Origin of the sequence: Caulobacter endophyticus (assembly GCF_003116815.1) — a bacterium.
GTDB lineage: Bacteria > Pseudomonadota > Alphaproteobacteria > Caulobacterales > Caulobacteraceae > Caulobacter > Caulobacter endophyticus.
In genome coordinates this window covers 1-12,593 of record NZ_QDKQ01000077.1, presented here as the reverse complement: position 1 = coordinate 12,593, position 12,593 = coordinate 1, and the positions used below count along the sequence as shown (strand labels likewise).

The window sequence follows — 12,593 nt, the reverse complement described above, 5'->3', positions numbered from 1 at the left end:
AGGCGAGTTAACCTAGAGATGAATCGCGCGAAAACGCAACGAAGTCGGGTCTCGCATAACCATGTAAACGAAGTTTGTTCACTATGGCCGACGCCTCGGAAAAACGTCCCTGGCCGTGCAAGGCGCGAGCGAGAACGTAGAGCGCCTCGGGCGAGAGACTGTCGCGACGCGGCCCCAGGACGCCGATGACCTCGGCCTCCCGGCTCTGCGCCAGGCGAGCCATGCTCAGTAGCCAGGCCTCCAGTTCGGCATCGCCCTTCTTGCCCGTCCTGCCGGCAAGCGACTGCTCGATCTCGCGCGCTGCGGCCCTGGCCGCCTCGGGCTTGCCATCGACCTGCGCGAGCCGGATCGCCTGCACGCGGAGCTTTCCGTTCAGCCGCGACATCCAGGCATAGACTTCGAGATTAAGCGCCCGCAGCCGTTCGATCCGGCGCGTCGCCTCGGCGTGAGCCGCGCGGGCGGTCGCCAGGTCGCCGGCGACGAAGGCCACGTCAAAGGCGTCGAGCTCGACATTGGCCGCGTAGTCGAGCCAGGTGGCGTTCTCCGGGTCGAGGGCGGTCAGGTCCCGGAAGCCGCGCCGCGCCCCATCGACCAGCCGACGCGCTTCATCGACGCGTCCCAGGTCCAGAGCGCGACGCGCCAGCGCCAGTTGGCCGGCATAGAGCTTGGCCGCCATGGGCCGGTTGTCGGGACTCTTCTTCAGAAGATCGGCGAAGATCGACTGGGCGATCGCGCGCTGCTCGTAGGCCTGCGCCATCTGGCCAAGCCGATAATGGGTGTCCGACAGCCAGGCATGGGCGTCAGCGAGATCCTTGAGCGGCTGAACCGCGCCGGGCGAAGCCTTGGCCGCCGCCTCGAAACGGACCCGAGCGTCGTCGAAGGCGACCAGGGCGTCCTTGCTCCGCCCCTCGTTCAGCAGGAGGGTTCCGAGGTTGTTGCGGGCGTAGGCGACTTCCATCCTCCACTCGACATTGCCCGGATCGAGTTTCGTCAGCCGCTCGGCCAGTTCGCCGTAGCGGCGGAACCCGGCCTCGGCATCGGCGATCCGCGCCAGCCGCCAGTCGACATAGGCCAGCCAGAAGACGTTCTGGGCGTGGTCGTAGAGGCGCTCGCCGTCCTGTGGATTGCGGTTCGACAGCGCCTCGGAGGTCAGGGCGGCCTGCGAGAAGGCCTGCCGCGCGCCCTTCAGGTCGCCGCGCTTGTCGCGGATCTCCCCGAGCAGGGTCTGGGCCTTGGCCTGCTGCGACAGGTCCTCGTCGTCGAGGTCGCTGGCGTCGATGTGGGCATAGTGGGCCAGGGCCCGGGCGCCGACGCCGTCGAGCACGTCCAGACGCCCGACCGGCTCCAGCTTCTTGCGCAGGTCGCCCAGCATGTAGGCGACCAGGTCCTCGGCCTCGGCGCGCTGGGCCTCGGCCTCGCGACGGGCCTCGAAGGCGACCACCGCCAACGCTCCGGTGACGACGGCGACGCCGAGCGCGCCGGCCGTGGTCGCGGCCATCCAGCGCGAGCGACGGCGGGCGTCCCGCTGGATCAGATTGTCGAGCCGCACGCCCAGCAGGGTCGCGGCGACCTTGAGGAACGCCAGCCGTCGGCCGTCGCCGCCGGGGCGCAGGTCGGCCGCCAGCGGCTCGCCTCCGGGCGGAAAGGCCTCGCGCAGCGGCGGCGGCAGGCAGTCGATCACCTCGCCGCCGCCCTCAGGCGTATCGACCAGCACGCAGATCACCCGCTGCGGACCATGGGTCGACAGGAAGTGTCGGATTTCCTCGCCGACCCATTTGGAACGCCGCGAGGCCTCCGAACAGACGACGATCAGATGCCCGGAACGGTCCAGAGCCTCGCGAATCGCCCCGCCCAGATCGGCGGCCGCCGACAGCTCGGCGCGATCGCGGAAGATCGGTCGCAACGGACGCGAGTCGGCGGCCCCCACGCCCTTGGGCGGGCGATAGGCCTCCAGACGCTTGTGCAGCCAGTCGACAAGCTTGCCGTCGCCATGGCTGTAGCTGATGAAGGCCTTGTAGTTTAAGTCCCCCATTGCCCCCTCGACTCTCCCCGTACGCGAACTCAGGAGCGGCGATTATGGACTCTTCCGCGAACGCCGCCACCGCTGGCGCTTCGAATGCGGCGGGCTTCGGCGATCAGGCCTCCCGTCTTCAGGCCCTGGCCGGCTGTCGGCTGCTGCGGCACATGGCGCCCGCGGAGGTCGAGGCGCTGGCCGCGCGCATCGAAATCCTGTCGGTTCGCCGCGGCGCGCGCCTGGTGCAGCGGCACGATCCGGGCGGCGCGATCTATGTCGTGGTGCAGGGCCTGCTGCTGGTGAACCAGTACGCGCGCTCGGGCCGCGAGGTCGGCTATCGCCGCCTGCAACCGGGGTCCTATTTCGGCGAGATCGCCGCCATCGACCGTCTGCCGCGCTCGGCAAACGTCACCGCCCTGACCGAGGCCGTCGTCGGCCGCCTGCCCGAGGCCCTGGTCGCCGAACTGATGTCGGGCTCGCCCAACTTCACCCGCGCGGTGATGGAGGACCTGGCCGCCATGGTCCGGGCGCTGAGCAGCCGGGTGTTCGAGCTGAACGCCGTCTCAGCCCCCTGCCGCGTGCAGATGGAGCTGCTGCGCCTGGCGACCGACGTCGGCATCGAGGACAATCGCGCCATCCTGGCCCGCGCGCCCACCCACGCCGAAATCGCCGTCCTGGCCGGCGCCCAGCGCGAGGCGGTGACGCGTGAGCTGAACCGGCTCGAGGCCCGAAACCTGATCGCCAAGCAGGGCCGCACCCTGAGCATCCTCGACATCGACGGCTTGGTCGCCGAGATCGAGCGCCTGGGCGGCGACGAGCCGGAGCTCTAGTTCCTGGCGCTCTCCTGCAGCGCCCGGGCGACGCCATTGGTCCAGCCGAAGCCGTCCTGCAGCGGGTACTCCCCGCCCCCGCCGGCCTTGGCCTCCTCGACGTCGTATTTCTCCAGCATCTTGCCGCTGGCCAGGTACTCGCGCTCGACCGTCGCCAGCCAGCGGGTCGAGATCTCCGAGGCCAAGGCGCTCTCGCCGTAGCGGCGCAGGCCCGCGACGGCCACCCATTGCAGCGGCGCCCAGCCGTTGGGCGTATCCCACTGCTGGCCGGTGCGCCGCGTCGTCGTGCGCAGACCGCCAGCGGCCAGCAGCTGAGTGCGGGTCACGGCCGCCACCGCCTTGGCCTGGTCTGGCGAAGCCGCGCCGACGAACAGCGGATAGAGGGTCGCGGCGCTCAAGGTCTCGATCCGTTCGCCGCCGGTCCACAGATAGTCGAGATAGACCCCGCGCGAGGCGTCCCACAGCACCGAGTCCATCGCCGCCTTGCGGGCCTTGGCGCGAGCGTCGAACTCGGCGACGCACGGCGCATCGGCCAGCTTGGCGCAACCGGCCAAGATCGCTCCTTCCAGGCCATACATCAGGGCGTTGAGATCCACGGGGACAATGGCTGTCGTCCGGATGGTCTTCAGGTGCTCGCCATCGGCCATCCAGCGCGAGGAGAAGTCCCAGCCGCTCTCGGCCCCGGCCCGCAGGTCGCGGAACACCTCGGCAGGTGGGCGGCCCGTAGCCAAAGACGCCTCGCGGGCGGTCTCCAGATCCTCGCGGTAGGACTCGTCGCGCGGCGTGACGCGGTCATCGTAGTAGCGGTTCAGCACCGCCCCGCCCGGCAGGGCCACGACGCGGCGGTGCGCCTTGCCTGGCGTCACCGTGTTCTCGCCGTCCATCCAGAAGGCGTGCTCGCGCCGCATCAGGTCAACACGCGCCTTGACCACCGCCGGGTCGGTCGCGTCGGAGAGTCCGACCATGGCGTAGAAGAACGGCGGCTGCGAACGGCTGAGATAGTAGGTGCGCGCGCCGTTGGGGATGTGGCCGTAGCCGTCGATCAGGCCGCCGAAGTCGTCGATCATGCTCTCGACCAGGTCCGAGCGCCCGTCGAGCTTCAGGCCCAGCATCGTGAAGTAGCTGTCCCAGTAGTAGATTTCGCGGAAACGCCCGCCGGGCACGACGAACGGCTTGGCCATGGCCAGGGCCGAGCCGCCAGCCACGGGCTTGACCGGATCGCGGGTCAGGTGCGGCCACAGCTGCGCGACGTGGGCTTTCAGGGTGGTGCGCTCGGCGCTGGGCACGGGCGCAGCTCCGGCTTCCGGCACGACGAAATTGGCGCGCACGAAGCGCTTCAGCTCGGCGTCGGTGAAGCGCGCCCTGGCTCGGTAGTCCTTGAGGATCGCGGCCGGATCGCGCCTGGGCGTGGCGTCCACGAAGGTCTTGCCGTCCGGGAACAGGCGCCTCGTCTGCACCTGGTGGAACAGCTCCCGATAGGTGTCGGCCGGCGTCGGTATCTCGGCCGCTGGCGTCTGGGCCAGAGCTGGCGGCGCCAGCGCCGTCCAGATCCCGACGGAAACGACGGCGAGATGGCGGGCGCGGATCATCAGGGCCTCATCGACAAGAAGGACGCGGACCGACGGGGAGGCCAGCCCGCGTGCAGGAGGAAGACGCTTGCGGTTCGAAAACCCGCGAGATCGTCAGAAGTTGTAGTCGACGCTCAGCCGCGCCGAGCGGTCGTCGACCGCGCTCCTGCACGCCGGCGGGGGATGATTTTCTCGCCTCAGGCTCCGGTCAATCGCTTCAGGCGCGTGCGCAGCGGGGTCTCGATCCAGCGCCAGGCGGCCCACGACGCGGCCGGCAGCACGAAGAGGGCCAGGACGCAGAACCACAACGGCAGGTCGCGCCGCCAGCCGTGCGGGTAGATCGAGATCATCACGTACCAGAACGCCCAGTGCAGGGCGTAGAGCGGATAGGACACGCCGCCCAGCAGGTCGCAGGCCTTGGCGACGCGGCCGCCCGGATCGTAGGCGCCCAGCAGCACCAGGAAGGGAAACAGCAAGGTCGAGCAGGCGAAGTCGTAGAGGCCGTTGGCCACCCGGCTTGGCCAGACCGGCAACACCAGCACGATCAGCAGCAGCGCCGCCGGCAGCCAGATCTTCCGCGCCTCGAAACTGGCCCGATAGCGCCAGCACATCCAGCCGATGGCGAAGGGATAGGCCGCGCGCAGGACGCCGAGGCCGAACGTCGCCTGGTCCCAGCCGGTCTGCAATCCGCCCATGCCGACGGCCACGAACAGCAAGGCGGCGCCGGCCAGCAGGACGAACATCACCACCGCCGTGTCTGGCGCGCGGCGCAGGGGGAACCACGCCAGGCTTACCAGCACCTCCAGGCACAGCGACCAGGCCAGAGGGTTGAAGGGGAAGAGCGACGGGAAGGTCCCTGCCTCCATCGGCGCGAACTTGGGGATCAGCAGCAGGCCCCTCGCGACGTCGGCCCAAGTCTGCCCGTCACCCTTGCCGGTCAGCAACGCCCCGGCGACGGTGGCGATGGCCAGCATCGGCCAGACCCGCACCCAGCGGGCGACAAGGTACCTGCCAAAGCCGATCCGCCGCTGCTCGAAGGCGTGGGCCAGCACGAAGCCGCTGAGGCAGAAGAAGAAATCGACGGCCAGGTAGCCGTGGGCGAAATGTCCGCGCCGTCCCGACCAGTCGGCGATGTGGTAGAGCAGCACGCCGAGCGCCGCGACGCCGCGCAGCCCGTCCAGGGCGGTGTACCGTCCTTCGTCCTTGATCGTCGCAATCGTCACCGCATGGTGGTGTCACGATGCGGGGGCGCGGGGCAAGCCTCAGCCCAGTCGTTTGATCGCCGCCTTCAACGGCTTGGCCGCTTCGGCGTAGTCGGCCCAGGCCGTGCTCTTGGCGATGAGGTCGGGCGCGGTGCGGATCGTGAACCGCGTGGGGTCCAGGCCCGCCTTCACCTGGGTCCAGTTCAGAGGCATCGAGACGGTCGCTCCCGGCCGGGCGCGCGCCGACAGAGGAGCCACCGCCGTGCTGGTGCGGTCGTTGCGCAGGTAGTCCAGGAAGATCCGGCCCGCCCTGGCCTTCTTGCTCATGGTGATCAGGTAGCGGTCGGGCTGGTCAGCGGCCATGCGGGCGCAGACCTCGCGGGCGAAGGCCTTGGCCTGGTCCCAGGGGACCTTGTCCGACAGCGGCGTCACCACGTGCAGGCCCTTGCCGCCGGTGGTCTTGCAGAAACTGGCCAGGCCCAGCTCCTCCAGCCGGTCGCGCATCTCGCGGGCGGCGACGATGACGTCCTCGAAGGTGATTTCCGGCGCGGGGTCGAGGTCGAAGACCAGACGGCCGGCGACCTCGGGATCGCCCTGCTGGCAGTTCCAGGGATGGATTTCGACGGCGGCGATCTGGGCGGCGGCGACCAGGGCCTCGACGCGGTCAAACTTGATGTAGGGCTGACGATCGCCTTCGACCGTCACGGTCTCGATCAGCGACGACATCCCGCGCATGGCGTGGCGCTGGAAAAAAGTCTCGCCGTCGATGCCGTCGGGCACGCGGATCACCGAGGCGGGCCGGCCCTTGATATGCGGCAGCATCCACTCGCCGACGGCGGCGTAGTAGCGGGCGAGATCAAGCTTGCTTCCCGGCTCTCCGTCGCCGGCGTCGGGCCACAGCGGCTTGTCGGGTTTTGAGATGGGAACGCCCAGCACGACGCTTTCGCCCTTCGCGGTCGCGGGCCTGACCGCCTTCGGGGTCGGCTCCGCCAGTTCCGCCTCGGCGGCGGGCACGGCGTCGGCCTCGACCTCGGAAGCCGGCTTATCCTCGCGCAGACCCTTGAAGGCGGCCTGGCGGATCGCGCCTTCGCCGGTGAAGCCGGCATATTCGATCTCGGCCACCAACTCCGGCTTCACCCAGTGGATGTTGGCCGCCTTCCTCGGTGCGCCCTCGCCCTGGAACGGGGAACGATCGGTCTCCAGCGCCTTCAGCCTTGGCAGGAGCTTGGCGACCTTGTCCTTGCCAAAGCCCGTGCCGATGCGGCCCACATGCACCAGCTTGCCGCCCCGCATCACCCCGGCGATCAGCGAGCGGAAGGCCGCACCGGTCGTCGTCCAGCCGCCGATCACCACCTCGTGGCCGGCCCGGCACTTGGACTTGGTCCAGGTCTCGCTGCGCCCAGAACGATAAGGCGCGTCGAGCCGCTTGGAGATGATGCCCTCCAGTTCCAGCTTGCAGGCCGACAGCAGCACGGCGTCACCCGCCGTCTCGAAGTGGTCGACATAGCGCAGCCGCGCCTCATCCTGCCCCAGCAGAGCCTTCAGCCGCGCCTTGCGTTCGCGCAGCGGCAGGGCGCGCAGGTCTTCCCCGCCCGAAAACAGCAGATCGAAGGCGAAGAAGATGATCTCGCCCTCCCCGCCCTCGGCCAGCGCCGCCTGCAGGGCCGCGAAGTCGGGCTGGCCAGCCTCGTCCAGCACCACGGCCTCGCCGTCGATGATGGCGTCGGGCAGGTCGGCGGCGCCTTCGGCCACGCCAGCGAACCGCTCGGTCCAGTCCAGACCCTTGCGGGTGCGCAAGACCGCCCGGCCGTCCTCCACGCGCAACTGCAGCCGATAGCCGTCGAACTTGATCTCGTGCGCCCAACCCGCGCCGGTCGGCGGACGGTCGACGGACTTGCACAGCTGCGGCTCGATGAAGCGCGGCATGGCGGCGGACTTGGCGCTCTTCCCGGGCGGAATCTTCTCGGACGCGGGTGCGAAGCTGCGGGTCTCGTCGGCCTCCTTGGCCAGCGCCTCGCGCTCGGCCTTGGTCCGGGACTTCCAGACCGCGTCGGCCTTGCCCTTCGATTTCAGGATGAAGGGCTTGGGCGACCTGCCCTTGCCGGCCGCGATATCGGCCATGGAGCGGTTTGAGGCGATCGAGCGGTCTTCCTCCAGGACCGCCGCTCCCTCGCCCGGTCGCGCGGCCTCATCCTGATGCTTGATCAGCAGCCAGTTGGCGCGCTTGCCCTTTCCGTCCTTGGCGTTGCGATCCCAGTTCATGCGCACCAGCACCCAGCCGCCATGCAGCCGCTCGCCTTCCAGCACGAACTTCAGTTCGCCCTTCTTCAGCGCCTTGCCGATATCCTCGAACCCCGGCTCCGGCGCCCAGTAGCCGCGGTCCCACAGCTGCACCGTGCCGCCGCCGTACTGGCCCTTTGGGATCGTCCCCTCGAAGTCGCCGTAGTCGAGCGGATGGTCCTCGACCTCGACCGACAGCCTCTTGTCGGCCGGATCCAGCGACGGGCCCTTGGTCACCGCCCACGACTTCAGCACGCCGTCGACCTCAAGCCGGAAATCGTAGTGAAGGCGTGTGGCGTCGTGTTTCTGGATGACGAATCGCAGATGCGGCGAGGCCGCCACGTCGCGCTCGCCGCTGGGTTCGGCGGTCTTCGCGAAGTCGCGCTTGCGGCGATACTCGGTCAGTTGCGACTGGGCCATTTTCCCGATCCCTCTCTGAAAACAAGAGTCTTCGAGCGCGTGAACGGTTCCCCTCGCCGCCTTGACGTGTTTCAGTGGACCAATTGTCAATGACACCGGTTTCCACTAGAGACAGCGCAGGCCCGATGAACGGGCCAGCCATGAGTAATTCGAGGGAGGCTACGCGGCGTGACCGTTTCTGAGGCGCAAAGCGACCTATTCGCACCGGCGTCGATCGCCCCCCAATTCGTTGAAGCCCGGCAGAAGGGCGTTTCGGTTCCCGGCTATCCCGGCGGCGCCCTGCCCCAGACCATGGCCGACGGCTACGCGGTGCAGGACATCGCCATCGACCTGTGGCCGGATGAACTGGTCGGCTGGAAGGTCGGCCTGGTGCCCCCGCAGCATCGCGAGCGCCTGGGCGTCGACCGCCTGGCCGGCTGCATCTTCGCCAAGAACGTCTGGGACGCCGGCGTCGAGCCCACCCCGTTCCGCGCCATCGCGGGTGGCTTCACCGCCGTCGAGGCCGAGTTCATCATCCGCCTGTCCAAGGACGCCCCCGAGGGCAAGACCGAATGGACGTCGGAAGAAGCCGCCGCGTACGTCGGCGAGCTGATCCTGGGCGTCGAGATCGCCGGCAGCCCGCTTAAGACCATCAACGAACTGGGTCCGCCCATCGTGGTCTCCGACTTCGGCAACAACGACGGTCAGATCTTGGGCCCGGTGATCGAGAACTGGCGCGAGATCGGCTGGGAAGCCATGCCGGCCGAAACTTTCGTCAACGGCGTCAGCGTCGGCAAGGGCGGCGCGACCTCGATCCCCGGCTCGCCCCTGGCGGCCCTGGCCTTCCTGCTGGGCCACGTCGCCTCGCGCGGCCGTCCGCTGAAGAAGGGCATGCTGGTCACCACCGGCGCCAGCACCGGCATCCACGATGTGGCGGCCGGAGACGAGTCGACCATAAGCTTCGGCCCGCTGGGCGAGGTCCGTTGCAGGGCGGTTCCCGCCTGACGGCGGCCAGCCGGACGATCAACTAACCAGAACAAGATCTAGGGTAAGGAAGACGAAGTCCATGGACGTATCCGCGGCCCCCGCGCCGTCTGAAAAGATCGGGCGCTATCGCTGGGTGATCGTCAGCCTGCTGTTCGCGGCGATGGTCATCAACTATGTGGACCGGCAGACCATCGGCCTGCTCAAGCCGAACCTCTCCAAGGAGTTCGGCTGGAGCGAGGGCGACTATGCCGACCTCGTCTTCTACTTCCAGCTCTCCTACGCCATCGCCTACCTGGCGTGGGGCAAGATCATGGACAAGATCGGGGCCCGCTGGGGCTTCGGCATCGCCTTCGCCATCTGGCAGATCGCCCACATCGCCCACGCCGGCGCGCGCGGCCTTTCGGGCTTCATCTTCGCCCGCATGGGCTTGGGCATCGGCGAAGCCGGCGGCTTCCCGGGGGGCATCAAGGCCGTGGCCGAGTGGTTCCCCAAGAAGGAACGCGCCTTCGCCACCGGCATCTTCAACGCCGGCACCAACATCGGCGCCATCGTCACCCCGCTGGTCGTTCCGGGCATCACCCTGGCCTTCGGCTGGCAGATGGCCTTCATCGTCACCGGCGTCGCCGGCCTGGTCTGGCTGCCGATCTGGCTGCTGGTCTATCGCCGTCCGCGCGAGCACAAGAAGCTGGGCGCGGCCGAACTGGCCCACATCGAGCAGGATCCGGCCGACCCGGTCGAGAAGATCGGCTGGGCCAAGCTGCTGACCAAGCGCGAGACCTGGGCCTATTCGCTGGGCAAGTTCCTGATCGACCCGATCTGGTGGATGTTCCTGTTCTGGCTGCCCGACTTCCTGGGCAAGCGCTATGGCCTGGACCTGAAGACCTTCGGCCCGCCGCTGATCGCCATCTACCTGCTGAGCGACGTCGGCAGCGTCGGCGGCGGCTGGCTGTCGTCGAACCTGATGAAGCGCGGCTGGAGCATCAACGCGGCCCGCAAGACGACCATGCTGGTCTGCGCCCTGCTGGCCGTGCCGGTGATGTTCGCCTCGTTCGCCAGCAACGTCTGGCTGGCCGTGCTGATCATCGGCGTGGCGACCGCGGCCCACCAGGGCTTCTCGGCCAACCTCTACACCCTGCCCTCGGACGTCTTCCCGCGCGGCGCCGTCGGCTCGGTCGTCGGCATCGGCGGCATGCTGGGCGCCCTGGGCGGCATGGTGTTCTCCAAGTATATCGGCAAGGTGCTGGAGGACATCGGCACCTACACGCCGATCTTCGTGGTGGCCGGGACCGCCTATCTGGTCGCCCTGCTGGTGGTTCACCTGCTGACCCCCAAGATGGAGCCGGTGAAGATCTGATCTTCGCCCTCCGCTGAAAGAGAGCCCCCGGACGCAGCCGCGCCGGGGGCTTTTTCGTTGTGCATTTCCCGGCCGGCGCCGTGACCTCGCCGCGATCACGGCCTAGATTGGATGCATGACAACGTTGTCTCCCACCACGACCGCCCCGCTCAACGTCGCCCTTGTGGGCTATGGCTATGTCGGCAAGACCTTCCACGCTCCGCTGATCACCACCACGCCGGGCCTCGTGCTGCACACCGTGGTGTCGAGCGACCCGGCCAAGGTCGCCGCCGACCACCCGGAGGCCAAGGTCGTCGCCAGCCTCGACGAGGCCCTGGCCGATCCGGCGATCGACCTGGTGGTCGTCGCCACCCCCAACGACCTGCACGCCCCGCAGGGCCAGGCGGCGCTGGTCGCCGGCAAGCACGTGGTGATCGACAAGCCGTTCACCGTCACCCTCGACGAGGCCCGGGCCCTGATCGCCTCGGCCGAGACCCACGACCGCCTGCTGTCGGTGTTCCACAACCGCCGCTGGGACGCCGACTTCCTGACCCTCAAGGGCCTGATCGCCGAGGGCGTGCTGGGCGAGGTCACGCAGTACGAAAGCCATTTCGACCGCTTCCGGCCCGTGGTCCGCGACCGCTGGCGCGAGCGGGCCGGCCCCGGCGCCGGCGCCTGGTTCGACCTTGGCCCGCACCTGCTGGACCAGGCGCTGCAGTTGTTCGGCCCGCCCCTGGCCGTCAACGCCGACATTGGCGTCCAGCGTGAGGGCGCGGGCGCCGACGACTATTTCCACGTCACGCTGCGCTATCCGGCGCTGCGGGTCATTCTGCACGGCAGCCTGCTGACCGCCGCGGCCGACCTGCGCCTGGCCGTGCACGGCACGAAGGGCAGCTTCGTCAAGCAGGGCCTCGACGCCCAGGAAGACGCGCTCAAGCGCGGCCTGACCCCGGCCGACGAAGGTTTCGGCCTGGATCCGCGTCCGGGAACCCTGACCCGCGCCGACGGCGACGCCCTGAGCAGCGAAGTCGTCGAGGGCCGGCGTGGCGACTACGCGGCCTACTACGCCGGCGTCCGCGACGCGATCCTGACCGGCGCGGCCAATCCCGTGCCGGCCCGCGAGGCGCTGCAGGTAATGGAGCTGCTGGACCTGGCGATCCGCTCGGCGGCCGAACGCCGCGAACTGCCGGTCGAGGCCGCCTGATGAGTCACAAGGACGACATCGCCCGCATCGCCGCCCAGGAAGCCACCCTGGTGTTCCCGCGCTTCGACCTCGACACCGCCTGGGCCCTGGGCGCGGGCCTGCGCGACGCTGCCCTGGCCCGAAAGGCGCCGCTGGCCATCGACATCTCGCTGCGCGACCGTCCGCTATTCCACGCCGCCCTGCCCGGTTCGACCGGCGAGAACACCGACTGGCTGCGCCGCAAGCGCAACACGGTGCTGCACTTCTCCAGGAGCTCGTACGGCGTGGGCCTGTCGCTGGCGGCCAAGGGCGAGAGCCTCGAGGCCAAGCACGGACTGCCGACGCGGGACTACGCGGCTCACGGCGGCGGTTTTCCGCTGCTGGTGAAGGGCCTGGGCTGCATCGGCGCAGTGACCGTCTCGGGCCTGCCCCAGCGCCAGGACCACGTGCTGGTGGTCGAGGCCCTGGCCCTGATGCTGGGCAAGGAGCTGGACGACCTGGCGCTGGGGTGAGGATAGGAGAACCTCCCCCTGTGGGGGAGGTGATCGCGAAGCGATCGGTGGGGGGAGTTGCTGGTTGACCGGCCGACGCCTCGAAAGCTGAAAACGTCCCCCCACCGGCCTACGGCCGCCTCCCCCACAGGGGGAGGTTCCTGCTGCCGGCCCACTTTTCCCGCACGGCCTAGCTGTCGTTTCCAAGAAGGTTGTTCACCCGCTGCCAGGGCGTGAGGCCTTTTATGCCTGAGTGTGGGCGGTCGAGGTTGTAGCTGTCGGTCCAAGGCTTGATGGCCTTGGCGC

General features: G+C 69.0%; 9 protein-coding genes and 1 pseudogene. 5 read left to right on the top strand and 5 right to left on the bottom strand.

The window, feature by feature from the left end:
* Positions 1-7 precede the first annotated feature (7 nt).
* Complete coding sequence (locus DDF67_RS23575; protein ID WP_109455196.1) at positions 8-2,032, bottom strand: toll/interleukin-1 receptor domain-containing protein; 2,025 nt, start codon at positions 2,030-2,032, stop codon at positions 8-10.
* Positions 2,033-2,076: 44 nt separating this feature from the next.
* Here DDF67_RS23575 and DDF67_RS23570 point away from each other — a divergent pair, with 44 nt between their 5' ends.
* The gene (locus tag DDF67_RS23570; protein ID WP_233247749.1) at positions 2,077-2,844 is read left to right on the top strand and encodes a Crp/Fnr family transcriptional regulator; all 768 of its coding nucleotides are present in this window, start codon (positions 2,077-2,079) and stop codon (positions 2,842-2,844) included.
* Here the strand turns inward: DDF67_RS23570 and treF are convergent.
* The 3 genes from treF to ligD form a co-directional block, all read right to left on the bottom strand.
* Positions 2,841-4,433 carry an alpha,alpha-trehalase TreF gene (treF, locus tag DDF67_RS23565; protein WP_109455195.1) on the bottom strand — a complete coding sequence of 531 codons (1,593 nt, stop codon included), beginning with the start codon at positions 4,431-4,433 and terminating at the stop codon, positions 2,841-2,843. The genes DDF67_RS23570 and treF overlap by 4 nt on opposite strands.
* A 176-nt stretch (positions 4,434-4,609) precedes the next feature.
* Positions 4,610-5,635: an acyltransferase family protein gene (locus tag DDF67_RS23560; protein WP_233247748.1), complete on the bottom strand. Its 1,026-nt coding sequence runs from the start codon at positions 5,633-5,635 to the stop codon at positions 4,610-4,612.
* Between the two features lie 39 nt (positions 5,636-5,674).
* Positions 5,675-8,314 carry a DNA ligase D gene (ligD, locus tag DDF67_RS23555; protein ID WP_109455194.1) on the bottom strand — a complete coding sequence of 880 codons (2,640 nt, stop codon included), beginning with the start codon at positions 8,312-8,314 and terminating at the stop codon, positions 5,675-5,677.
* 168 nt (positions 8,315-8,482) lie between these two features.
* Here ligD and DDF67_RS23550 point away from each other — a divergent pair, with 168 nt between their 5' ends.
* The 4 genes from DDF67_RS23550 to DDF67_RS23535 all read left to right on the top strand — a co-directional run bounded on the left by DDF67_RS23550 (position 8,483) and on the right by DDF67_RS23535 (position 12,308).
* Positions 8,483-9,298: a 2-keto-4-pentenoate hydratase gene (locus tag DDF67_RS23550; RefSeq protein ID WP_109455193.1), complete on the top strand. Its 816-nt coding sequence runs from the start codon at positions 8,483-8,485 to the stop codon at positions 9,296-9,298.
* Between the two features lie 61 nt (positions 9,299-9,359).
* The gene (locus tag DDF67_RS23545) at positions 9,360-10,634 is read left to right on the top strand and encodes an MFS transporter (RefSeq protein ID WP_109455192.1); all 1,275 of its coding nucleotides are present in this window, start codon (positions 9,360-9,362) and stop codon (positions 10,632-10,634) included.
* 115 nt (positions 10,635-10,749) lie between these two features.
* Positions 10,750-11,817 carry an oxidoreductase gene (locus tag DDF67_RS23540; RefSeq protein ID WP_109455191.1) on the top strand — a complete coding sequence of 356 codons (1,068 nt, stop codon included), beginning with the start codon at positions 10,750-10,752 and terminating at the stop codon, positions 11,815-11,817.
* The gene (locus DDF67_RS23535) at positions 11,817-12,308 is read left to right on the top strand and encodes a heme-degrading domain-containing protein (RefSeq protein WP_109455190.1); all 492 of its coding nucleotides are present in this window, start codon (positions 11,817-11,819) and stop codon (positions 12,306-12,308) included. Before DDF67_RS23540 ends, DDF67_RS23535 begins: the two co-directional genes overlap by 1 nt.
* Before the next feature lie 169 nt (positions 12,309-12,477).
* Here DDF67_RS23535 and DDF67_RS26505 read toward each other — a convergent pair.
* Positions 12,478-12,593: pseudogene (locus DDF67_RS26505) on the bottom strand (IS481 family transposase); the annotation flags it as partial.

Coding starts and splice junctions, on each gene's coding strand:
- DDF67_RS23575 (WP_109455196.1), bottom strand. CDS start 2,032: ATGGGGGACTTAAACTACAAGGCCTTCATCAGCTACAGCCATGGCGAC.
- DDF67_RS23570 (WP_233247749.1), top strand. CDS start 2,077: ATGGACTCTTCCGCGAACGCCGCCACCGCTGGCGCTTCGAATGCGGCG.
- treF (WP_109455195.1), bottom strand. CDS start 4,433: ATGATCCGCGCCCGCCATCTCGCCGTCGTTTCCGTCGGGATCTGGACG.
- ligD (WP_109455194.1), bottom strand. CDS start 8,314: ATGGCCCAGTCGCAACTGACCGAGTATCGCCGCAAGCGCGACTTCGCG.
- DDF67_RS23545 (WP_109455192.1), top strand. CDS start 9,360: ATGGACGTATCCGCGGCCCCCGCGCCGTCTGAAAAGATCGGGCGCTAT.
- DDF67_RS23540 (WP_109455191.1), top strand. CDS start 10,750: ATGACAACGTTGTCTCCCACCACGACCGCCCCGCTCAACGTCGCCCTT.
- DDF67_RS23535 (WP_109455190.1), top strand. CDS start 11,817: ATGAGTCACAAGGACGACATCGCCCGCATCGCCGCCCAGGAAGCCACC.